At 68.7% G+C, this 21,648-nt stretch carries 24 protein-coding genes; 12 read left to right on the top strand and 12 right to left on the bottom strand.

The genetic code is table 11. The features are described 5' to 3' along the window. The first annotated feature begins 4 nt into the window (after positions 1-4). From MKK51_RS06525 to MKK51_RS06535, 3 genes are all read left to right on the top strand, one after another. The gene (locus MKK51_RS06525; RefSeq protein WP_243975785.1) at positions 5-1,405 is read left to right on the top strand and encodes a 4Fe-4S binding protein; all 1,401 of its coding nucleotides are present in this window, start codon (positions 5-7) and stop codon (positions 1,403-1,405) included. Positions 1,406-1,448: 43 nt separating this feature from the next. Next, entirely contained in the window at positions 1,449-2,276 is an 828-nt protein-coding gene (locus tag MKK51_RS06530; RefSeq protein WP_243975786.1) for an FTR1 family protein, read from the top strand. Positions 2,277-2,391: 115 nt separating this feature from the next. Next, the gene (locus MKK51_RS06535) at positions 2,392-2,763 is read left to right on the top strand and encodes a tRNA-binding protein (protein ID WP_243975789.1); all 372 of its coding nucleotides are present in this window, start codon (positions 2,392-2,394) and stop codon (positions 2,761-2,763) included. Between the two features lie 2 nt (positions 2,764-2,765). Here the strand turns inward: MKK51_RS06535 and MKK51_RS06540 are convergent, their stop codons facing one another. Continuing rightward, complete coding sequence (locus MKK51_RS06540; RefSeq protein ID WP_243975790.1) at positions 2,766-3,110, bottom strand: DUF167 family protein; 345 nt, start codon at positions 3,108-3,110, stop codon at positions 2,766-2,768. Positions 3,111-3,322: 212 nt separating this feature from the next. On the opposite strand from MKK51_RS06540, the gene MKK51_RS06545 reads away from it, so the two are divergent. Together MKK51_RS06545 and MKK51_RS06550 are read left to right on the top strand one after the other, a co-directional pair. Beyond that, positions 3,323-4,207 carry an HpcH/HpaI aldolase/citrate lyase family protein gene (locus MKK51_RS06545; protein WP_243975791.1) on the top strand — a complete coding sequence of 295 codons (885 nt, stop codon included), beginning with the start codon at positions 3,323-3,325 and terminating at the stop codon, positions 4,205-4,207. A gap of 228 nt (positions 4,208-4,435) precedes the next feature. After that, positions 4,436-5,539 (top strand): alkene reductase, encoded by a 1,104-nt coding sequence (locus MKK51_RS06550; protein ID WP_243975792.1) that lies wholly within the window; start codon positions 4,436-4,438, stop codon positions 5,537-5,539. Between the two features lie 64 nt (positions 5,540-5,603). Here the strand turns inward: MKK51_RS06550 and MKK51_RS06555 are convergent, their stop codons facing one another. Further along, on the bottom strand, positions 5,604-8,990 hold the full coding sequence (locus tag MKK51_RS06555; protein ID WP_243975793.1) for a hypothetical protein: 3,387 nt from the start codon (positions 8,988-8,990) through the stop codon (positions 5,604-5,606). A 368-nt stretch (positions 8,991-9,358) separates the two neighbouring features. Further along, complete coding sequence (locus MKK51_RS06560; RefSeq protein ID WP_243975794.1) at positions 9,359-9,607, bottom strand: hypothetical protein; 249 nt, start codon at positions 9,605-9,607, stop codon at positions 9,359-9,361. A gap of 264 nt (positions 9,608-9,871) precedes the next feature. Between MKK51_RS06560 and MKK51_RS06565 the strand changes: the two genes are divergently transcribed. The 3 genes from MKK51_RS06565 to MKK51_RS06570 all read left to right on the top strand — a co-directional run bounded on the left by MKK51_RS06565 (position 9,872) and on the right by MKK51_RS06570 (position 10,718). Then, positions 9,872-10,315: a DMT family transporter gene (locus tag MKK51_RS06565; protein WP_243975795.1), complete on the top strand. Its 444-nt coding sequence runs from the start codon at positions 9,872-9,874 to the stop codon at positions 10,313-10,315. A gap of 65 nt (positions 10,316-10,380) precedes the next feature. Continuing rightward, a complete protein-coding gene (locus tag MKK51_RS27150) occupies positions 10,381-10,506 on the top strand; it encodes a hypothetical protein (RefSeq protein WP_279601004.1) in 126 nt (41 codons plus the stop codon). Beyond that, entirely contained in the window at positions 10,506-10,718 is a 213-nt protein-coding gene (locus MKK51_RS06570; protein WP_243975796.1) for a hypothetical protein, read from the top strand. Before MKK51_RS27150 ends, MKK51_RS06570 begins: the two co-directional genes overlap by 1 nt. 92 nt (positions 10,719-10,810) lie before the next feature. Here the strand turns inward: MKK51_RS06570 and MKK51_RS27155 are convergent, their stop codons facing one another. The 7 genes from MKK51_RS27155 to fliL form a co-directional block, all read right to left on the bottom strand. Next, positions 10,811-12,010, bottom strand: a complete 1,200-nt coding sequence (locus MKK51_RS27155; RefSeq protein WP_279601005.1) for a calcium-binding protein — start codon at positions 12,008-12,010, stop codon at positions 10,811-10,813. A 228-nt stretch (positions 12,011-12,238) separates the two neighbouring features. Then, a complete protein-coding gene (locus tag MKK51_RS06580) occupies positions 12,239-12,613 on the bottom strand; it encodes a hypothetical protein (protein ID WP_243975798.1) in 375 nt (124 codons plus the stop codon). 47 nt (positions 12,614-12,660) lie between these two features. Beyond that, positions 12,661-13,344, bottom strand: a complete 684-nt coding sequence (locus tag MKK51_RS06585; protein WP_243975799.1) for an invasion associated locus B family protein — start codon at positions 13,342-13,344, stop codon at positions 12,661-12,663. 156 nt (positions 13,345-13,500) lie between these two features. After that, positions 13,501-14,349 carry a MotE family protein gene (locus tag MKK51_RS06590; protein WP_243975801.1) on the bottom strand — a complete coding sequence of 283 codons (849 nt, stop codon included), beginning with the start codon at positions 14,347-14,349 and terminating at the stop codon, positions 13,501-13,503. Continuing rightward, positions 14,346-14,864 (bottom strand): DUF6468 domain-containing protein, encoded by a 519-nt coding sequence (locus tag MKK51_RS06595; RefSeq protein WP_243975803.1) that lies wholly within the window; start codon positions 14,862-14,864, stop codon positions 14,346-14,348. The genes MKK51_RS06590 and MKK51_RS06595 overlap by 4 nt, the downstream gene beginning before the upstream one ends. Before the next feature lie 7 nt (positions 14,865-14,871). Next, positions 14,872-16,089: a flagellar motor switch protein FliM gene (gene fliM / locus MKK51_RS06600; protein WP_243975805.1), complete on the bottom strand. Its 1,218-nt coding sequence runs from the start codon at positions 16,087-16,089 to the stop codon at positions 14,872-14,874. A gap of 23 nt (positions 16,090-16,112) precedes the next feature. Next, positions 16,113-16,610, bottom strand: coding sequence for a flagellar basal body-associated protein FliL (gene fliL, locus MKK51_RS06605; protein ID WP_243975807.1), 498 nt, complete (start codon positions 16,608-16,610; stop codon positions 16,113-16,115). Positions 16,611-16,882: 272 nt separating this feature from the next. Here fliL and flgF point away from each other — a divergent pair, with 272 nt between their 5' ends. From flgF to flgH, 4 genes are read left to right on the top strand one after another with little or no spacing between them, the layout of a single operon-like run. Beyond that, positions 16,883-17,623 carry a flagellar basal-body rod protein FlgF gene (gene flgF / locus MKK51_RS06610; RefSeq protein ID WP_243975809.1) on the top strand — a complete coding sequence of 247 codons (741 nt, stop codon included), beginning with the start codon at positions 16,883-16,885 and terminating at the stop codon, positions 17,621-17,623. A gap of 12 nt (positions 17,624-17,635) precedes the next feature. Further along, positions 17,636-18,427, top strand: coding sequence for a flagellar basal-body rod protein FlgG (gene flgG / locus MKK51_RS06615; protein ID WP_243975811.1), 792 nt, complete (start codon positions 17,636-17,638; stop codon positions 18,425-18,427). Positions 18,428-18,482: 55 nt separating this feature from the next. Continuing rightward, complete coding sequence (gene flgA, locus MKK51_RS06620; RefSeq protein ID WP_243975812.1) at positions 18,483-19,532, top strand: flagellar basal body P-ring formation chaperone FlgA; 1,050 nt, start codon at positions 18,483-18,485, stop codon at positions 19,530-19,532. A gap of 50 nt (positions 19,533-19,582) precedes the next feature. Then, positions 19,583-20,335 (top strand): flagellar basal body L-ring protein FlgH, encoded by a 753-nt coding sequence (gene flgH, locus MKK51_RS06625; RefSeq protein ID WP_243975946.1) that lies wholly within the window; start codon positions 19,583-19,585, stop codon positions 20,333-20,335. A 72-nt stretch (positions 20,336-20,407) separates the two neighbouring features. Here flgH and MKK51_RS06630 read toward each other — a convergent pair whose 3' ends face one another. After that, positions 20,408-20,584 carry a hypothetical protein gene (locus MKK51_RS06630; RefSeq protein WP_243975813.1) on the bottom strand — a complete coding sequence of 59 codons (177 nt, stop codon included), beginning with the start codon at positions 20,582-20,584 and terminating at the stop codon, positions 20,408-20,410. Positions 20,585-20,780: 196 nt separating this feature from the next. Beyond that, complete coding sequence (dksA, locus tag MKK51_RS06635; protein WP_243975814.1) at positions 20,781-21,200, bottom strand: RNA polymerase-binding protein DksA; 420 nt, start codon at positions 21,198-21,200, stop codon at positions 20,781-20,783. Between the last annotated feature and the right edge of the window lie 448 nt (positions 21,201-21,648).

The raw sequence follows: 21,648 nt of genomic DNA on the forward strand, positions 1-21,648 counted from the left end.
CCCGATGACGGCGAGCGTCTCGACGGACCTGCGTGAAGCCTGGATCGACCAGCGCCTCGCGGAACTCGGCCATTGGCTGCAACGCCATGGCGGACTCATCCGCAGCGTGCAATGGGCCGTGGTGGCGATCTACCTCGTCCTCGTGGCCGTGCCCGCCTTCCTGCCGCTGCCGGACCGGACCGCCCATCTCTGGAACAACCTGACCGTCCTGGCGCAATTCGCGTTCTGGGGCATCTGGTGGCCGTTCGTCCTCGTGAGCATGGTCCTCGTCGGCCGGGCCTGGTGCGGGGTCCTGTGCCCCGAGGGGACCCTCACCGAATTCGCCAGTCGCTGGAGCCTCGGCCGCGCGGTGCCGCGCTGGATCACCTGGGGCGGCTGGCCCTTCATCGCCTTCGCCGGAACCACCGTCTACGGCCAGATGGTCAGCGTCTACGGCTACCCGAAGCCGGTCCTGGCCGTCCTCGGCGGATCCACCGTGGCGGCGATCGCGGTGGGCCTCGTCTATGGCCGCAACAAGCGCGTCTGGTGCCGCTACCTCTGCCCCGTGAACGGCGTCTTCGCGGTGCTGGCCAAGCTCGCGCCGGTGAGTTTCCAGGTGGACCGCCCCGCCTGGGCCGCCTCCGACAAGCCTCAGGGCGCCGCCTTCAACTGTGCGCCACTGGTGCCGGTGAAGACCATGCGCGGGGCCGGCGCCTGCCATATGTGCGGGCGCTGTAGCGGCTATCGCGGCGCGGTCCGCCTCGCCCGGCGCTCCCCCGCCTATGAAATCGTCCATGTGGCCGGCTCCGAGCCCAGCCTCGAACAGACGGTCCTGATCCTGTTCGGGATGATGGGCCTGGCGGCCGGCGCCTTCCAATGGTCGTCGAGCCCCTGGTTCATCGACGCCAAGCAATGGCTCGCCACCTGGCTCATCGAGCACGGCATGGTCTGGCCGCTCGAGACCACCCTGCCGTGGTTCGTGCTCACCAACTACCCCGAGCACAACGACGTCATGACCCTGCTCGATGGCGGCCTGCTGCTGGCCTATATCGGCGCCGCGACGATCGTCCTCGGGGTCGGCCTCTCCGCCCTGGTAGCGCTTGCCACGCGTTGCCTCGGCCCCTGGTCGTCGGCGCGCTTCCACCACCTGACGCAGACGCTGATCCCCATCGCGGGATGCGGCGTTTTCCTCGGTCTCTCGGCCCTCACCGTCACCTTCCTGCGCGGGGAGGGGCTTCCACTTCCCTACGTAGCCGAGATGCGAGCCGGATTGCTCATCGGCGCGAGCCTGTGGAGCGCGTGGCTCGCCTGGCGGGTGGCGGGTCTCTCCGCGGGCGGTGGGCGCCGGGCGGGTGCCACCGCCTGCATCGCCGCCGCCGCCGCCCTGTCGGTCTCCGGCTGGGTGCTTCTGTTCTGGATCTGGTAGGGCGCTCGCACCGCCCGCCCGCGACATCGAAGGAAATCTCCGCATGATCGGAGCATTCGTCATCGCCTTCCGCGAGGTCATCGAAGCCGGCCTCATCATCGGCATCGTGCTGGCGGCCACGCGGGGCATCGCCGGGCGCGGCCGCTGGATCGGCCTCGGCGTCGTCGGAGGGCTTGCCGGCGCCTGCCTCGTGGCGCTCTTCGCCGAAGCGATCTCCGACGCGTTCGAAGGCGCGGGACAGGACATCCTCAACGCGGCCGTGCTCGGCACCGCCGTCCTCATGCTGATCTGGCACAACACCTGGATGAGCCGCCACGGGCGCGAGCTCGCGGGCGAGCTGAAGGCCGCCGGCGACTCCGTGCGCAGGGGCGAGACCACATCCGCCGCCCTGGCCTTCGTCGTCGGCGCGGCGATCCTGCGCGAGGGCGCGGAGCTCGTCCTCTTCCTCTACGGCCTCGTAGCCTCGGGCACGTCCGGCCCCGACCTGCAGATCGGGGCCCTGGCCGGGGTGGGCGCGGGCGTCCTGATGTCGGCCGTGAGCTATTTCGGCCTTGCCGCGATCCCGACCCGCTACGTCTTCTCGGTCACCAGCGCGCTGATCATCTTCCTCGCCGCCGGCCTCGCCGCGCAGGCGGCGCAGTTCCTCACCAATGCCGGCCTCATCACCGTCCTCGACCGGCCGCTCTGGAACACCGCGAACGTCCTGTCCGAGGGCAGCATGGTCGGCCGCGTGCTCCACGCCCTCGTCGGCTATACCGACCGCCCGACCGGGCTGCAGGTCATCGTCTATCTCGGCACGATCCTGGTCATGGTGGCGCTGATGCAATGGTCGTCGGCCGACAAAAGGCGGCGGACCCTGCGGACGGCGTGAACCTAAGCCGGTTCGCGTTGGCAAGCCAACGCTTCACCCTGCTTACCTCTTTGCCGTGTCGCAGGTTTCGCAGAGGCGGGGGCCACGTCTGCGAAACCTGCTTAGGAGGCGGGCCATGCATGTGAACCACGATTCGGCGGCCCCGGCGGCGGCCCCGATCACCTTCGACCAGTTCCTGGCCGTGGACATCCGGATCGGCACGGTGGTCTCCGCCGAGCCGTTCCCGGAAGCGCGCAAACCGGCGCTTAAGCTCACCGTCGATTTCGGGCCTTCCATCGGCACCCGGCGCTCCAGCGCGCAGATCACCGAGCATTACCGAACGGAGGATCTGGTCGGCCGGCAGGTCGCCGCCGTGGTGAACTTCCCCCCGCGCCAGATCGGCAAGTTCCTTTCGGAGGTCCTGACCCTGGGCTTCGCCGACGCGAACGGCGCCGTCGTCCTGTTCCGCCCCGACCATGCCGGACCGGACGGAAGCCGACTGTTCTGAGCTCAACGCCGTGGCGCCGCCCCGGCGATCCAGGCGTCGAGGCGCGCGGCGAGCGATGCGGGGTCGCCGCCGAGCGCCACGATCTTCAGCCGCGCGGTGTCCCCGGTGACGATGCGGATGTCGGACCGGCGCATCAGCAGGGCATCCGCGAGGGCGGCGATCAGCGCCGTGTTGGCCGCCCCCTCCACCGGCGGTGCGGCCACCCGCATCTGGACCCAGAGGCGCCCGTCGGCCCCCTCCACGAGGCCATCGAGACCGGTCCGGCTCGCGCGCGGCGTCAGGCGCACGGCGAGGCGGACGCCCTCCGGTGTCGCCGTATAGGGGCGGGCTTCCGTCGATGGCGGCATGTTTCCACTCCGTGCGTGGGCCGGGCCGGACTGGCTCGAACCAATGGTCTTCCGCGAGGCGCTCGCGTCGATGCCGTGTGACCGGCACGTCGCTGCCGGGGTATCGCCCGCGCCTGTCAAACGCGCGGCATCGACACGCATTTTAGATCCGGAGGGCTGTCCCAGCGGGCGTGTTGCATTAAGCTCTGCCGCGTCGCCACTGGAATGCGTTCATGTCCGATCTCCGCCTGCGCCGCAGCGTCCTCTACATGCCCGGCTCGAACCAGCGAGCCCTCGACAAGGCGAAGTCCCTGCAGGCCGATGCGCTGATCTTGGACCTCGAAGACGCGGTCGGACCGGACGAGAAGGTGCTGGCCCGCGAGCAGGTCTGCGCGGCGGTGAAGGGCGGCGGATACGGCGACCGCGAGCTCGTGATCCGCGTCAACGCTCCGCAGACGCCCTGGGGCGAAGCCGACCTGAAGGCGGCCATCGAGGCCCGACCCGACGCCATCCTGATGCCGAAAGTGTCCTCGCCCGCGGTGCTGGAGAGCATCGCCAACCATCTCGAAGCCCTCGACGCCCCCGAGAGCATCGATGTCTGGGCGATGATCGAGACACCGGCGGCGATCCTCAACATCCAGGACATCGCCAAGGCGCGGCGCGACCGGCGCACCCGGCTCACCTGTTTCGTCCTCGGCACCAACGACCTCGCCAAGGACACCTGGGCGCAGCTCGTGCCCGGGCGGGTGCCGATGCTGCCCTGGATGATGTTCACCCTGGCCGCCGCCCGCGCGGAAGGCCTCACCATCCTCGATGGCGTGTGGAACGACATCGGCGACATCGAAGGGTGCCGCACCGAGTGTCGCCAGGCCCGCGACCTCGGCTTCGACGGCAAGACGCTGATCCACCCCAACCAGCTCGAGCCGGCCAACACCTCCTTCGCCCCGACGGAGGAGGAGGTGCGCCGCGCCACCCTGGTGATCGAGGCCTTCGACAAGCCCGAGAACGCCAAGCGCGGCGCCATCAAGGTCGAGGGCCGCATGTACGAGCGCCAGCATATCAGCATGGCGCGCCGGGCGGTGAACTGGTCGGAGTCCATCGCCGCCAGGGGGTATTGAAGTCGGGGCTGCGTCGCGAAGGTTCGGCCGGGCGGGGGAACAAGGCGAGGCGGCACGGGATTGCCCGCTCATCCCGCCTCACCCCCGGCCCCATCCGTCGCGTCGCTCTCCTCCGGGAGGCCGGTGGGGACGGGTCGGGCCAAACGAGTGGGGAGCGCACCGGAGGGCGGCACCGCCGTCCGGCGACGTCTTCCTCGCCACGCAATGCCCCAAGGATTCATCCGACTCATGAGCCCGATCCTCGAACCCTTCACCCTCGGCGACCTCACCCTCAAGAACCGCGTCGTCATGGCCCCGTTGACCCGGAGCCGGTCGTCCGACGAGGGCGTCCCCCCGGATTTCGCGGTCGATTACTACGCCCAGCGCGCCAATGCCGGCCTCATCATCTCGGAGGCGACGAACATCTCGCCTCAGGCGGTCGGCTACGCGCTGACGCCGGGCATCTGGACCGACGCCCAGGTGGAGGGATGGAAGCCCGTCACCGCCGCGGTTCACGCCAATGACGGGCGCATCTTCCTGCAGCTCTGGCATACGGGCCGCATCTCGCATCCCGACGTACAGCCGAACGGCCAGTCGCCGGTGGCGCCCTCGGCCCTGAAGCCCGAAGGCATGGCCTTCACGAAATCCGGCATGAAGCCGCACGAGACGCCCCGCGCGCTCGAGGCGGACGAGATCCCCGGCATCGTCGAGGATTACCGCAAGGCCGCCGAGAACGCGAAGCGCGCCGGATTCGACGGTGTCGAGATCCACTCGGCCAACAATTACCTGCTCGAGCAGTTCGTGCGCGATTCCACCAACAAGCGGACAGACCAGTATGGCGGCTCGATCGAGAACCGCCTGCGCTTTCCCCTCGCCGTGGTGAAAGCGGTCACGGACGTCTGGGGCGGGAAGCGCGTCGGCATCCGCCTGTCGCCCGCCACCACGGAGCCGGGCAAGACGCCCCTCGACAGCGATCCGAAGGCGACCTTCGGCGCCTATATCGATGCGCTGAACGGGTTCGACCTGCTCTACGTCCACACGATCGAGGGCGTGACCCAGCAGACCCGCGACGTCCCGGACGAGGTGGATTTCGGCCAGATCCGCAAGCGGTTCGAGGGCGCCTATATCGGCAACAACCAGTACACGCTCGAACTCGCCGAGAAGGATCTCGCCGAGGGGAGGGCGGATCTCTTCAGCTTCGGCCGGCCCTATATCGCCAATCCCGATCTCGTCGAGCGGCTCCGCACCGGCGCACCGCTCGCCGAGGCTCCGAAGGCCTATTGGTATGGCGGGGGAGCCAACGGCTATTCCGATTGGCCGGGGATGAACGGTCCCGTCGCGTTCCGGCGCTGAGGCGTGCTCCCGAAAGCCGGGTCCGGATTTCGGGAGGGACCGGCTCAGGACGGGACGGCGCGCCTCAGCCCTTGGGTGAGGGCGGGGGCTCGCCCGCCTTCGCCTCGGCCTGCGCTCCTTCGACCGGCGCCCCTTCGACCGGCGCGCCCTCGGCCTTGGCCGGTTGCGGCACCGACATCTCCGGGTAGCGCTTGCGATACTCCTTCAGGAAGGCCTGGAGCGTCTCCGCCTTGGTGGCCCGCTGCGCGACCTCGCGGAAGGCCTGGCTCCGCACCGCGTTCGGCTGGGTGAGCAGGGCGAAGGTGCGGGCGTCGATGCTCTCGGCCATGGGTTCGGCGAACTTCGCCCTCAGGCGCTCCAACCCGAGGGATTCGTTCGCCAGGCCGTAGGCGATGGCCGAGCGGACGATGTCGGAGCGCATGGTGTCGTCGAGGGGTTTGCGCATGCGCCAGGCCTCGCCGACCAGGGCCTCATGTGCCTCGCCCGCCTCGCGCCAGCGGCGGGCGCTCCAGAGGATGTCCGCGCGCAGCCGCTCCGCATCGGCGCCGGTCTCCGCCTCGATGGTCTCCAGGGCCAGATCGGTGCGCGACAGGTCGGACAGGGCCCGCGCCCGGATGAGCGCACGGGCGCGGCGCAGCTCCTCGGGCAGTTCGGGCTGGTAGGTGGCGTCGATGACCTGGAGCGCCTGGAGGGGCTTCTCGTCCATCATTCGGATCGTCGCCAGCCGCGCGGCGACGCTGGCCCGGGCCGGTCCGGAGAGCCGGTGATCGACCTGATGCTGGAGCAGCTCCCCCGCCGAATCGAGCAGGTCGAGTTCCACCAGCTTATCGGCGAGGCGGCGCACGATCTCGTCGCCGCGGCGGCCGATCGGGGCGAAGTCCTTGAAATCGAAATACAGTGCCAGCGCCTCCACGCCGGACATCCGCGCCCCCTTCTCGGTGAGGAAGATGTCGTCGAACAGGTCCTGGGCGCTGTCGTGGAGCTCGCGGCTGATCGGCGATCCGGGCGCCAGGGCATCCGCCTTGCGCGAGGCGGCGAAGGCCTGGCGCCAGCGCCCGGCCTCCATGTTCAGCTTGGCGAGGCCGGCGATCGTCTTCTGCTCGATCTCGTCGCCATGCCAGGTGAGGAGGAGGGTTTCGAGCCGTTCGATGGCCTCGGCCACCGGTATCTTTCCGAGGGCATGGGCGAGGATCGTGCCGCGCAGGGTCGCCACGGCGGCGGTCGGCCGGTCCGCATTGTCGGACAACCGCCGATAGGTGTCGAGAGCCGCGCTCGTCTGGCCCGTCACCTCGTCGATCCGCGCCCGCAGGAAGGCGAGGCGGTCGGCGACCGAACGGTCGGCCGCGCGCGCCGCCGCGGTGGTGATCTGCTGGCTTGCGGTGGCCCAGTCGCCGGTCTCGATGGCGGCCTCCGCGGCGGCCGAGCGAAGCAGGCTCTGCAGGTCGTCGGGATAGCGCTCGATGATGCCGGCCGTGTCCCGGAACGCCGTATCGGCGCTCGCCCAGCGCCCCGCCTTGGCGTCGAGATAGCCTTTCCACAGCCGTGCCTCGGGGTCGGCCCGCAGGTATTCGGTGTCGAGGGCCTTCCGCGCATCGGCGTCGCGGGCCATCTGCGCGTTCGCCACCGCGGTGAGGATCGCGAGTTCCCGCTGCCCGGCCATCACCGGATCTTCGGCGGCCGCCACCTGAAGCACGCCGAGGGCTTCCACGCCGAGGCCGTTGGCGAGCATGCTCCGGGCCAGGGCGAGCCGGAGCGGTCCTCGTGCCGGCCTCGGCGCGTCGACCACCGCGTCCAGCCCCTGGCGCAGGTTCTCGCCGATATTGCCGCTCCGCGCCGCGTCCCAGGGTTGGCGTTCGATGGCGAGATCGCTCACGGCGGTGAGGGCCGGTTCGGCCGGGCGCGCGACCCCGGAGACGGCCATGCCGCCCTCGCGGGCGATGACGACGCCGTCCATGTCCGGCCTCACCAGGAGATCGTCGGCCTTCGCCAGGACGGCCACGCCCTGGCGGCTGGGGAGCAGCTCGAAATCCACGAAGGCCTGCCGCTTGGGGATGCCGGCGGGCTTGGGCCCATAGCCGGTGACGACGCCGATCCGCTCGCCGCCCCGCTCGATCCAGGTCGCCCCGCCGGGGTGGGGCAGGCGGATACCGATGCCGATGCGCCCGCTGGCCTCCGTGTTGCGGATCGCCGCGAGCGTTTCGCTGGCCGACAGGTTCTCGCCGGCGACGAGTTCCCAGCCGGTGGGCGCATCGGCATCGCCGATCGGGACGAGATCGAGCAGCCGCTCGCGGGGAACCCTGAAGCTCAAGGCGACGAAGGCACCCTGCCGCCGGGGTTGGCTGACGAGATCGAAGACCGGGTCTCCGGGGGGGACGGTGACCGTCTCGGGCGTCTCGAACACCAGGGTGGCGATGCCGGCCCGCTCGAACAGGGCCGCCGAAGGCTGGCGTTGGAACGGAAAGGCGAGGCCGGGGCCGGCCGGGCGCAGGACGACGGTCTTCTGCGGCACCGTGGGCGCAGGGATCCCGGACGGTTTCGCCGGGGCGGCGCTCACCGGCGCCGTCACGAGTTTCGAGGATGCGTCTCCGGCGGCGACCTTGACCTCCGCCACCGATGCCTTGCCGTCCGAAGCTTTGGCCTCCGGGGGGGCGGCCTTGCGGAGGACGTCCAGCGTCACGCCGTCCTCGTCCCGTCCGGTGCGGATCTCGTAGCCGGCGGCGGGCGTCACCAGCAGGCGGGCGCCGTCACCGTCGTTCTCGACGGACAAGGCCTCGATGGCGGGTTTGGTCCGCCCGCGGGGGGCGAGGTCGTCGATGCGCCAGGCGCCGGGAATCGTCAGCCGCGTGGCCAATCCGGCCTCGTCGAACCGTGCGACCGTGTCCGGTGCGAGCCGAAGGCTGAGGCGGGTGAGGGTGGGAAGACGCGACAGTTCAAGGGGCAGGCGCTTCGGTTCGACGACCGGCCTCGCCGCGCGCATGGCGGCTTCCGCGATCTGAGCCCGGCGAACGAGTTCGGCCACGATCTCGGGGGGCAGCGGCGGGGGAAGCCCGGACCAGTCCTCGGGCAGCAGATCCACGAAGACGTGTTCACCCGCCGTCTGGACGTTGAGGCGATACGGCTTCTGCAGGGCGATGCGCAGGCCGGTCCCGTCCGGGTCGCGGCGAACCATGGTGACGAAATCGGGGATCTCGCCCGCGATCTTCTCCGGCGCGGAGGTGCTGGGCTCACCGAAATTGACAAGGAGGACGAGGCCCGAGATCCTGGCCTTCACGGGAATTGCCGAATCGAAGGTCATGGCGATCCGGGCATAGCGCCCGATCTGGTTGGCCTTCAGGGCGAGGAGGCGTGCCGCCTCCGCCTCGCCGCCGGAGATCAGCGCGCCGCCCATGACCGAGGTCGCGACGAAGCCCGCCACGAGGCGGCGCCGACGTCTCGCGATTTCGGCCCCCATTCCCATCGCAGGTCACGCCACACCGGATTGCGCGAAGAACCCGAATCCGAGCTCCGCGACACGCTACATCACCGCGGACTCTCCACCTTCGAGGCTAACGCCCGCCTAACGCCCGCCCGCTGCGATGTCTCGAAACTGCGTGCCCATGAGAGAATCCCCGAGGAGACGGCCTTCCGCCGATGACCGAACGAAAAAAACCCGCGCCGGCTTTCACCGGGCGGGGGAGTGTTCAGAAGGACCTTCCTTGGGAGGAAGACCTCACCGTACCATGTGATATCCCACATTTGCCACATGGGAAATCGGACATGTCCACCGCCCCGGCGAGGCGGTGCGATGTCGGCCGGCGGGCGAAAAGGGGCGGTTGCGGCCTACAGGCCGCCGTTTCCGCCGCTGCCGCCACCGGCGCTCCCGCTCCCGGACCGGCGTGAGGGCTGGCTGGAATTGCCGCCCGCCGCCGAACTGTCGCGACCGCTCCCGCCGCCGGTGTTATTCGACAGGCTGGACGTTCCAAGACCGCGCTTGGAATGGCGCGGCCGCGCATCGGCGGAGGTCGTCATCTGCGCCAGGGCAAGGGACGATACGGCGAGCGCGCACAAGGTGAGGGCCAAGGTCTTCATGAATTCTCCTGTCGATCCGGTGAACCAACGCCAGAACGACCCGAAATATCCATTCCCGGACGACGACGACCGCGACAGTAAAAACCCCGTCCGGCGCGAACCGGACGGGGCGAAGTCAGACAATCCCCCTCGGGGCGGAGGGTATGGGGTAAACGGGCGACCCCGCCGACATCATCCCCGAATCGCGGACATCGCACAGATGTCGCACCCCGCCCGGCCAGGGCCGCCCTAGATGAAAGAGTTCATCGACGGAGCCGGACACCCATGTGGTATCTGTACGGCGCCGTTCTTCTCGCGGGCATCGCGAATGCCGTACAGGCGGGACAGAACGGCGCTCTGGCCAAGAGCCTCGGCGGATCCCTGAGCGCCGGCCTCGTCGTCGCTGCGGGGACGGCCACCTTCATCACCCTCGCGGGCCTCGCCTCGGGCAAGCTGACCCTGCCGTCCGCCGCCCAGGTCCTGGACGTCCCGTGGTGGGCCTGGTTCGGTGGCGTGCTCGGGGGCGGCATCGTCGTGACGCAGCTCATGGTGGCCCGCCAGATCGGGGCGGCCCCGTTCCTCGGAATGCTCGTGACGGCGGGCGTCGCCACCTCCATCCTGCTCGATCATTTCGGCTGGGTCGGGTTCGAGCGCCACCCGGCGACCCTGTGGCGTATCGCCGGCGGCCTGCTGATGATCGCGGGCGTCGCCCTCGTGGCACTTTTCTAGTCCGCCGGACTGAACCGTCTCCACGGTGTCCGTCGTTATAGCGCTACCCTCAACCAGGAAGACCCATGCACCGCTACTTCCCCGTCCTCATCGCCGTCGTCGCGATCCTCGCGGTCGGGATCCTGTTCGCCTTCGTCCGCCACGGCGACACGGCGCATACCGCGCCCGTCCAGCAGACGGCGCCCCGCTGATGCGCCGCCTCATGCCCCTGGTGCTGCTGGGACTCGTCGCGATCCTCGCGGTGATCTGGGTCGGCGTCTGGAATTTCGACGCGCTTCGCACCGAACGGGCCGAGAATGGCGGCGCCCCCGCCGTCCCGGCCTGCGATCCGAACAACACGGTGGGCAAGGCGATCCTGCCGAACTGCCCGGACGCGTCCATCACCGCGACACCGAAACGCTGACGCGTGCCGGTCCTCGGGGCGGTGACGGGATCTGGTGCGATCGGGTGAGCGGCCGATCGCGCCTGACGGGTCGCAGGTTTCGGGAGGCACTCCTAGATCAGGAAGTTGTCCGCCGTGAGGGTGGTCGACAGGACGTCGTGCAGGATGATCTTGGTGGCCGGGTTGGTGCTCGTGGCGAAGGTGATCTCGGTGTCCTGTCCCTTGTGGACGGACCTGATGTTCACCTCATCGAAGCTGTCAACGATGTCACCGACATCGAACCGGTCGTGGGTGACGTCGAACCGGTAGATGTTGTCCCGGCCAAAATCCACAGGCAGCTCGGTCAAGTAATGCTTCTGGTAGGTGAAGGTGTCTCCGCCCGTTCCCGCGAACATCTTGTCGTTGCCGGCACCCCCGATGAGGATGTCGAATCCACGTCCGCCATAGATCCGGTCGGCGGCCTCAGAACCAATGATGACCGCCGTGTTGCCCGCCGTGCTCTGCGACACGACGGTCTGGCCTGTTGTCATCGGCGTGAAATCAGCCGAGGCGTTGTTCCGCACGTAGGTCCTTTCGACATTTTTGAAGAGCTCGTCCGTGAAGAGGGACGGACCGGTGACGATCATGATGTCGGTGCCGGTGCCCCCGTCAACGATCATGGGGGTCGCTGACACGACGAGGCGGTCGTTACCGCCCATGCCGAAGAGAGAATCGTAGACGCTGCCCCCGATCAGCGTGTTGGCCGCATCAACCCCAGTGAGGACGTCTTCATGAGCACTGCCGATGATCCGCGAGATCCCGCTCAGTGTGTCGCCTTCGGCGTCGCCGCCGGTGTTGATGCCGGTGAAGAGATTGACCGTGACCCCGTCGGACGATCCCGCATAAGAGGCGGTGTCGGTTCCCCCGCCCCCGGTGAGGACGTCGGCCCCGGCGCCACCTTCCAGGACGTCGTTGGCCACGCCGCCCGTCAGGATGTCGTTCCCAGCCCCGCCGGTCAGCGTGTTCACGCCCGACCCGCCGGTGATGACGTCGGCGAAATCACCGCCGAGGATCGTCACCGTCCCGGTGCGGTCGGAGAAATCGAAGAAATACCCGCCCGTCGCCGGCGTGGCATCGACGAGCGTGGATCCACCGCCGAAATAGAGTCGGGCGCTTGTTCCGCTGCTACCCTCGAGGACGTAGCCGCCCAAGTCTTCATCGACGAAGATCAGAAGGTCCTCGGTCGGGTGGTCGTTGAATTCGAACGGCGGAAACACCACCGTGGCATCATTCGCGTTGAAATCAGCGCCAAGAGTGACGTCGATCGTAGGCATTCCGCTGCTTCCCGTGAGGGCACATTCTGCCCGCCCCAATTCTGTCAGGGATCTATGAATTGTCCATTACTTCGTTCATCGAATCTTTGATATGCGTGTTTTCAACGATGATCCGTGCCGATTCGGCAATCGAATACACGCCAGAGATACGCCAACACTTGCAAGCAACCGCACATGGTCCGCCTCGGGATGCCGTAAAGCCCCTCGCCGGGGCGATACGGCACGGTCTCACTGCTTGACGACGAGTCCCGGAATGATCGTGCCGCTCTCACCGAAATTGGCGACGGCCTTGGCGCAATTGGCCGGCACGTCCTTGCCGTAGACGTCGGCATAGGCCTTCACCCGCAGGATCAGCTCGCCGCCCGCGAGGGCATCCGGCTCGATGCCGAGGCCCCGCACCACGGTCTTAAACGTCTCGTAGTTCGGCTTCGACTCGGGGCAGGACGCCGAGACGAACTGGAGCAGCCCGGCGAGCTTGGCAGCGGTGTTCTTCTGCCGCTCCTCCTTGGTGTCCGGCGGCGGGGGCGCATCCGGCGCGGGCTGGGCGGCGAGCGGGAGCGTCAGGCTTCCCATCAGGAGCGAGGCGATCAAGATCTGCTTCATGCGTGGCGTGTTCCTACCTGTGTGTCCCATCGCCCGACTGTTTGCCGTCAGTGCGAGAGTGCGCTGGCCCTCGCGAGGGCGGCACCGAAACCGTTGAGGGGCACGGTGATCGTCGTGGGTTCGGTGGCGTCCTGCTTCGGGGCGAGGATGAGCAGGTTCTTGGCGGTCTTCATCGTGTCGGTGGCCAGCGTCGGCAGGCTCACCGGAACGAGGCAGCCTTCCGAACTGCAGGTGTAATAGGGGGCGCCCTTGCCGAGGACCGCATCGTCGATCTTGAAGCTCAACCCCGCATCGATCTGGAAGCCGAACGGCATCAGGATCAGTCCGTCGGTGCGATCGTTCGCGGGCGGCTTCAGCTCGATGGCGAATTCGCGGCGGTTCTCGCGCTTCGACCCCTGGGCCTGCACCACGGAGCAGATCGAGACCTGGTTCTCGCGGGAGCAATTGATGCTCCAGTCGCCATAGCTCTCGCTCAGGGCGCTGGCGCCTTCCGGCCAGGCCGCCTTGGCCGGGGCAGACGCGGCGGCGGGCGCAGCGGCGGCAGGCGCTGGCGCGGGGGCTTTCGGCGCGGGCTTCGGCCTCGGCTTCGGCTTGGGCTTCGTGGGCGCGTCGGAGGCGGCGGGTGCGTCCTGCTCCGGCGCGGCCTCCTGCGCCGAGGCGCCGTTCCAGGCGGTGATCGTCGCGGCAAGCGACATCACGCCGACCAGGGGCAAAACATGTCTCCAACGCATCGAGCGGGCATCCGGCGTTCGAACGAAATCAGACCTGCCGCCTAGCCCTCCCGGCCCGCGAGCGCAATGGACCCGCCGGCACCGCCATTCGTCGCCCACCGGCAATCCGACCCGGCCAGCATTGCCGAACCTGCCCGCGAGCTTTCCCTGTCAGCCTCAGCGGCGCTTGTCCTGACCGCCCTGGTCGATGGCCGGCAATTCGTTGGGGCCGAGGCCCATGACGACGGGCTGCTGCGTCGGGGTCTGGCCGCGCGCGCGGTTGGCCAGCGCCACGGTGAGCTTCTCGGCGGGTTCCGACTGCATCAGCGCCAGCACGTCGGCCATCTTGCGCGGGTTCATCGCCAGGACGATGGGCACCAGCACGTCGAGGGAGAGGCGGTCGAAGACGCGGGCGGCATCCTTCGGTTTCATCGTCTCGTACATGGTGACGATGTTCTTCAGGCCCATCCTCTCGGCCTCGGCCTGCTGCGCGGCGGCCCCGTCGGGCTTCTCCTCGTTGCGCTTGAGGTCCTTGACGCCCTCCTCGAGCTTGCGCTCGGCGGTTCCGAGCATCTGCTCGCGCAGGCTCAGGGTCTCGTCACGCTGCTTGAGGGCGTCGCGCCGGGCGGAGAGCTTCTCGAGGATGGCGCGCTCGCTAGCCGGCATCGGCTCGGCCGGGGGCGGGGGGCGCGGAGCGGGCGGCTCCGGTTCGGCCGCCGGCTTTTCCGGCTCCTTGGGCGTCACGGAGCCGGTGGTCTGCGGGTCGGACGGCTCGTAATTGGTCCGGGCGTTGGCGAGGACCCGTGCGAAGTCCGGCAGCTGCGCTTCAGCCGAGGCCGGGCTCGGCCCGAGATCGTCGACGGCGATCGCGCCGAGCTTGAGCACCAGGAGGCCCACGGCCGCCAGCGTCACCGCATCGATCAGCCGCAGCTTGTAGGGGCGCGCCTGTGCGGCGCCCGACCGGCCGGTGCGGAGCTTTCCCAGGCGGGACTGCCCCGCGCGGACGAGGGAGCCGGGCGTCGTCATGCGGCGCGGCTGCGCAGGCGGCCGAGGGCGCGCTCGGACATGGCGAGGGCGGCGGCGGCGGCAGCGCCGAGGCGCTCACCGTTGGGGCTCGACGGCGCGGCCTTCGGCGCGTCCCCGCCCTCGACCGGCGCGGCGCGGATCTCGGAGGGCCGGATCTCGACGGGGGGCACCACGGCCATCCGCGAGGGCTGGGCGTGGGAGACGATGGCGGAGATGCGGGCGATCACGGTCTCGCCGGCCCGGACATGGGCGGAGAGGTCGGCGGCGTAGCGCTCGGCCGTGCCGAGGCGGTCGGCCAGGGTCCGGTCGCACTCGTCCAGGGTGGCGCGCAAGCCGATGATCGCCCGCTCGGCGGTGGAGCTCGCCACCACGAGATCCCCGATGGTCTGGCGCAGGGCCGCCTCGTCGGCCTTCATCCGGGTGATGCGCCGGCTGAGGCGCACCGACGAGACGATGCTGGCCACGAGGAGGACGGCGACGAGGACGTCGGCGGCGAGGGTGACGAGGAGGCTCATGGCGCGGTCACCCGTCGTTGCGGTTGTTCATGGAGGCCTCGAAGGCCTGGAGCGTGGTGCGCGACCGCCGCAGCGGTCGCGTGAGCTGCACCGAGATGTTGTCGTCCACCCGGCCGATGCGCCCCTGCGTCAGGGCCCAGTCGCCGCATCGGACGTTGATGAGATCGGTGGGCTTGGTGTCGAACATCAGCGTGTCGCCGACCTTCAGGGACAGCACCTTCTTCAAGGGCAGCATCATCTCGTGGAGGACCGCCTCCATGGTGGCGTCGGCCTGCCAGATCTCGGTGGCGAGGTGGCTTTCCCAGGTATGGTCGCGGCCGAGCTTCTCGCCCATGAAGCTCTGCATGAGCAGTTCACGGATCGGCTCGATGGTGGCGTAGGGAAACAGGATCTGGAGCTGGCCGCCGCGGCCGTCCATGTCGAGCTTGAGGCTGATCAGGATGGCGGCGTTGGCTGGCCGGGTGATGGTGGCGAAGCGCGGGTTGGTCTCGATCCGGTCGATGCCGAAGCGGACCGGGGAGAGCGGCTGGAACGAGAGTTCGAGGTCGCTGAGGATGATCTCCACGAGGCGCCGCACCAGCTGCATCTCGATCGTCGTGAACGGACGCCCGTCGAGGCGGGTCGCGGAGCCGCCGCGCTTGCCGCCCAGCAGCAGGTCGAGGGTCGAATAGGCGAGGTTCGATTCCACCGTGACGAGGCCGGAATTCTCCCAGGCATCGGCCCGGAACACCCCGAGCAGGGTCGGCAGCGGAATGGCATTGAGATAGTCGCCGAAGCGGACCGAGGTGATGTTGTCGAGGGTGACCTCGACATTGTCCTGGAAGAAGTTGCGCAGACTGGTCGACAGCAACCGGATCATCCGGTCGAAGACGATTTCCAGCATCGGCAGGCGTTCGTACTGGACGACGCCGGAATCGACGATGGCGCGGACACCGCCGGCGCCCGAGGCCGACAATTCGCGCAGGCTGAAGCCGAGGACGCCGTCGATCTCGTCCTGGTTGAGGATGCGGTCGTTGCCGGCGAGTTCGGGGAGATTGTCGGTCTCCCCGTCCTCGATCATCGTCGCCCATTCGGCGGCGACGTCGCTGGCATGGGTGCTCGTGCCCTGCTCGGCCAGCGCCGCGCCCCACTCGTCGGCCAGCGAGGTCTCGCCGCCCTCGGCGTTCTCCGCGATCAGGGCGGCTGCCCAATCGTCCTCTTCGATCTCGTCCTCGGGACCTGCCATGACCGTCTCGACACCGATGGGGGTTACTGGACGATCACGTCCTTGAACAGCACGGCCTCGGCCCGTGCCGGATGGATCGCGACGTTGACCCGGCGGAGCAGTTCCTCGCGGAGCCGGTACAAACCGGCCGAGCCGGCGAGGTCGCTCGGGCGCAGCTCGCGCATGTAGACCTGGAAGGTGTCCTCGATGCGCGGCATCAGGGGCTTCACCTCGCCCTCCACCTTGGCGTCCTTCAGTTCGAGGGACACCTTGACCTTGGCCGTGCGCTGCTTGTCCTGGCCGGGCTCGTTGGAGAGGTTGATCGTCATCTCCCGCACCTCGAGGAAGACGAGGGGCTTCTTCACCTCGACGGCGGCGTGATCGTCGCCGCCCTTCTTCTTCATCATGAAGAAACCGCCGCCGCCGGCCAGCAGCAGCACGGCCGCGCCGATGATGAGGATCTTCTTCTTGCCGCCCTTCGGGGCTTCGCCTGCGGCGTCCTCCCCGTCGGCGGCGGGCACCGTCTTCGGCTTCTTGGCCATGGGTCGCCCCCTTCGAATCTCGTCCCAGGGTGCGACCGGCGATGATCCCCCGCGACCCCGTGCAGGGATGTATCCGCAGTGATGGTTAACGTGTCGTTAAGGCGGCAAAACCTGCCGGGTGGTTCTTGCCGCGGGGATGCGGCGGCCGGGCGTCACGCCGGCCCAATCATTTCGACAAGATATTGAAATTGCTGTTTTTTCAGAATGCTCAAGGCTGGCACGGGCCGTGCGGGTATCCTTAACGTCGCCGCAGCCCAAGGCTTATTCGATCCATGCAGAACGCGCTGTTTGTCGGAGTCTCCAGTCAGGTCGCCCTGCAGCGTGAACTCGACGTGATTGCCAACAACATGGCGAACGTCTCCACCACGGGCTTCAAGGGCCGGAATTCGCGGTTCCAGGAATATCTGATGCCGGTGGCGAGCGCCGACTCGTTCCAGCGGACCGACCGGCGCGTCTCCTACGTCATCGATCAGGGCACGGCCCTCGACCTCGCCCAGGGACCGATCGAGCAGACCGGCAACCCGCTCCATGTGGCGGTGCGCGGTGAGGCCTTCCTCGTGGTCCGAACCCCGAACGGCGACCGCTACACCCGCAACGGAGCCTTCGAGACCGACCCCCAGGGCAACCTCGTCACCAGCGACGGTTACGCCGTGCAGGGCGAGGGCGGCCCGATCCAGATCAATCCGCAGGAAACCGGCCTGTCCATCGGGCCCGACGGCACGGTCTCCACCAATCTCGGCATCCGCGGTCGCGTGCGGATGGTGACCTTCGCCAACCCGCAGGCCCTCACCAACGAGGGCGCCAATCTCTACGGGTCGGCGGCGGCCCCGGTGGCCGCCGGCCTGAACGGCCGCCTCGAATCGGGTGCCCTCGAACGCTCCAACGTCAAGCCGGTCATCGAGATGACCCGGCTGATGGACGTGAACCGCACCTACACCATGGTCTCGGGCGTGATCTCGCGCCTGGACGAATTGCGGGGCACGGCGATCCGCCGCCTCGCCGACGTCGCGTAAGGAATCCAGGCCATGCGCGCCCTCTACGCAGCCGCCACCGGCATGGCGGCCCAGGAACTCAACGTCCAGGTCATCTCGAACAACATCGCGAACCTGCGCACCACCGGCTACAAGCGGCAGACCGCCCATTTCCAGGATCTGCTCTACCAGAACCTGCGCCGGGCCGGCTCGTCCACCTCGGACCAGAACACTCAGCTTCCCGCCGGCCTCGCCATCGGCTCGGGCGTGAAGACGACCTCCACCGCCCGGACGATGTCGCAGGGCACGCTCACCTCGACGGAGAAGGAATACGACGTCGCCATCCGCGGCGAGGGCCTGTTCCGGGTGACCTTGCCCGACGGCCGCACCGCCTACAGCCGCGACGGGTCGTTCGACCTCTCGGCCCAGGGCCAGCTCGTCACCCGCGACGGCTACCTCGTGGACCCGGGCATCACGGTGCCCAACAACGCCACCGCCGTCACCATCAGCGCGCAGGGCTCGATCCAGGCGACGGTGCCGGGACAGACCGCGCCGCAGAATCTCGGCCAGTTCCAGCTCGCCCGCTTCGTCAACAAGGTCGGCCTCGAATCCATCGGCGACAACCTCTTCATCGAGACCGCCGCCTCCGGCCCGGCCATCAACGGCCTGCCGGGCTCGGAGGGCTTCGGCAACCTGCAGCAGAGCTACCTCGAAGAGGCGAACGTCAACGCCGTCACCGAGATCTCGTCGCTGATCGCCGCGCAGCGCGCCTACGAGATGAATTCGAAGGTCGTCACGGCGGCCGACCAGATGCTCTCGACGACCTCGCAGATGTTCCGCGCCTGACGGGTTCCTCCGTCCTCGCCTCCCCGTTTCAGCCCGCCTTCGAAAGCGTCGCGCCATGTACGCCCTGAGACAGATCCACACCGCCCAGCCGCGCCGCGTCGGCATGCTCACCCCCGGCATCGTCCTGCGCGCCTTCATTGCGCTCTCGGCCCTCGGCTTCATGACGGTTCAGGTTCTGGCCGAGGAGGGCGGCCAGCGGTTGCGCCTGCGCGGCGACGTCACCGCGCGCGGCGACATCCTGACCCTCGGCGATCTGGTGGAAGGCGCGCCGGCGGATCTGGCGAAGCGGCCGCTGTTCCGCGCCCCGGCGCTGGGCGCGTCGGGGACGATCCAGGCCCGCCGCATCGCCGAAGCGGCGGCCCCCCTCGGCCTCGGCGAGATCGAGACCGGCGGCCGCAACCAAGTCTCGGTGCAGCGCGCCGCCCGGCGCGTCGGCCCCACCGAGATCGAGGCGGCGATCAAGCGCGTGCTCGAGACGGCCTTCGGCCTCGACCCGCGCAACCTCGCCCTCCGCCTCGACGGCGAGAACACCGTCCTCCTGGCGCCCCTGGACCTCGACGGCCAGGCGGCGGCCCTCGACGTCACCTACGATCCCCGCCTGAAGCGGGTCGCCGCCCTCATCACCCTGGGCGAGCGCCAGGCCTCCCTGCGCGTGGCCGGGCAGGTGCAGGAGATCCGCGAGGTCCAGATCGTCTCCCGCACGCTCAACCGCGGCGACACCGTGAACGCCGGCGACGTCACCGTCGAGCGCCGCCCCCGCGAGGCGACTCCCCCGGATGCCCAGGCCGGGTCGGTGGTCTCCGTCGGTCAGGTCGCCCAGCGCAGCCTGAGCGCCGGCTCCATCCTGCGGTCCGGCGACATCGCTCCGGCGGATCTGGTCCAGCGCGGCGAGGCGGTGACCATCGTGTTCGACACCCCCGGCCTCAACCTCTCCCTGCGCGGACAGGCCAACGAGAACGGACGGCTGGGAGCGGCCATCACCGTCACCAATCCCGTCTCCAAGAAGATCCTCGCCGCCACCGTGATCGGCCCCGGTCGCGTCTCGGTCAGCGCCTCCGCCAGCATCGGCCGCCAGGCCAGTGCGGCGTTCGACGCCGGCCGCTGACACCGCCCCGATCCTCACGCAAGAAGCTGGCTTCCATGACCGTCCGTTCCATGCCCCTCATCAAGACGCCGCTCTCCCTCGCCGCGATCCTGCTGGCCTGCTCGGCCCTGGGCGCCTGCAACACGGTGGACCGGCTGTCGCAGATCGGCGCCACGCCGGCGCTCTCCTCCATCGAGGACCCGACCTCGCAGCCGGGCTACCGCCCCGTGCGCCTGCCGATGCCGGACGTTCAGCCCGTCTCCTATGCCCCCAACTCCCTGTGGCGGACGGGATCGCGCGCCTTCTTCAAGGACCAGCGCGCCGCCAAGATCGGCGACCTCGTGACGATCAAGGTGAACGTCACCGACAGGGCCAACCTGAACAACGAGACGAAGCGCTCCCGCTCCAATGCGGAGGGCCTCGGACTCCCCAACGCGTTCGGCCTGGAGAGCAGCGCCGCCGTCGCCGCCGCCGGGATCAGTCCGGACAAGCTCATCAACGGGACGTCGACCACGTCGAGCGACGGTTCGGGGTCGGTCCAGCGCAACGAGACGGTGACGACCAACATCGCTGCCATCGTCAATCAGATCCTGCCCAACGGGAACCTCGTGGTGGAGGGCAAGCAGGAGATCCGCATCAATTTCGAGGTGCGGGAACTCATCGTCGCCGGCGTGGTGCGGCCGGAGGACATCGAATCCGACAATACGGTCGATTCCTCGAAGATCGCCCAGGCTCGCATCGCCTATGGCGGTCGCGGCCAGATCACCGACGTGCAGCAGCCCCGCTACGGCCAGCAGCTCGTCGACATCCTGCTGCCGTTCTGAGGCCGAGCGGATTTCGCGACGGCGCTCACCGGTCCCGCGCCCCGGACCCTGCCGGGACCGGGACGGCCTCGGTCAATGCTCGGTGCCAGGCCGGTTGGGGCGCGGGGCGGTCCCGTGGTTGTCGACGAAGGCCGAGCGTTCGGGGTCCTTCTTCAGTTTGGCAACGCGGCCGCGCTGCCACATCGCCACCCCGGCGACGAGCGCAAAGGTCGCGAGCGCGAGTACTAGGATCAGAACTTCATTGTCCATGTCAGGATCCTCGATCGACGCAGAGTCGTATCAGTAATCGTGACCGCAGGACGAAGGTTCCGGATCAGCAAGCATCGCTTAAAGCCAAGCTTCTATTGAATGCTCGGAGTGACGATCCGGGCCGAAAACTTCAGGTCAGACGCCGAGACCTGCCACGACGACCGTTGGTCGCGGCAGGTCCGTTCGACGAGCGAGGCTACTCGTCGCGATAGACGCGCTCGCGTCGCTCGTGGCGCTCCTGCGCCTCCAGCGACAAGGTGGCGATGGGCCGGGCGTCGAGGCGCTTCAGCGAGATCGGCTCGCCGGTCTCCTCGCAATATCCGTAGCTTCTGTCCTCGATCCGGGCCAACGCCGCGTCGATCTTGCCGGTGAGCTTGCGCTGGCGGTCGCGGGCCCGCAATTCGATCGCCCGGTCGGTTTCCGACGAGGCGCGGTCGGCCAGATCGGGATGATTCTCGTTTTCGGTCTGAAGCGCCACGAGCGTATCCTGCGCCTCGCGCAAGATGTCAGCCTTCCAGCCCACCAGCTTACGGCGGAAATATTCACGCTGCCGCTCGTTCATGAACGGCTCGTCCTCGGACGGCACATAACCGTCCTCGAGCTTGACTGTCGCCATCCTCGCCCCTTCGCAAGTCCGTCACAGCCGGTACGCGGCGATGTTTCGCGTGCCTATACTTGAGGGCGCCCGACACTACAACGCACCCGAGGGCCCCAGCCCCCCTGGATGTGGTGTTGCGCGGCACATGCGACAAACACGCAACGGGTGCATCCGCCTCCGACACGCCCGACGACGGATGCGTCACGCGATCACGGAGGCGAAGCCACGTCCGATGGCGGTGTTGAGGACCGTTTAATGGCGGTCGACATCGCGTCGGATGGCGGTGGTTCGATCCCCTGCGGACGCCGTCGGACGGAGAAGACAGGCGGGTTTGCGGGCGGTGCGCCGTGACCTATAGGGTCGGTTCCCATCGGTCCGTGGACCGACGGCGCGATCCCGTCCGCCGCCCGCAACCGAGGCCCTGAGAGTGCCGGAAAGGCGATCCTTGCCGAAGCCCATAGCCGGA

The sequence above is a fragment of the Methylobacterium sp. E-045 genome (assembly GCF_022829685.1).
GTDB lineage: Bacteria > Pseudomonadota > Alphaproteobacteria > Rhizobiales > Beijerinckiaceae > Methylobacterium.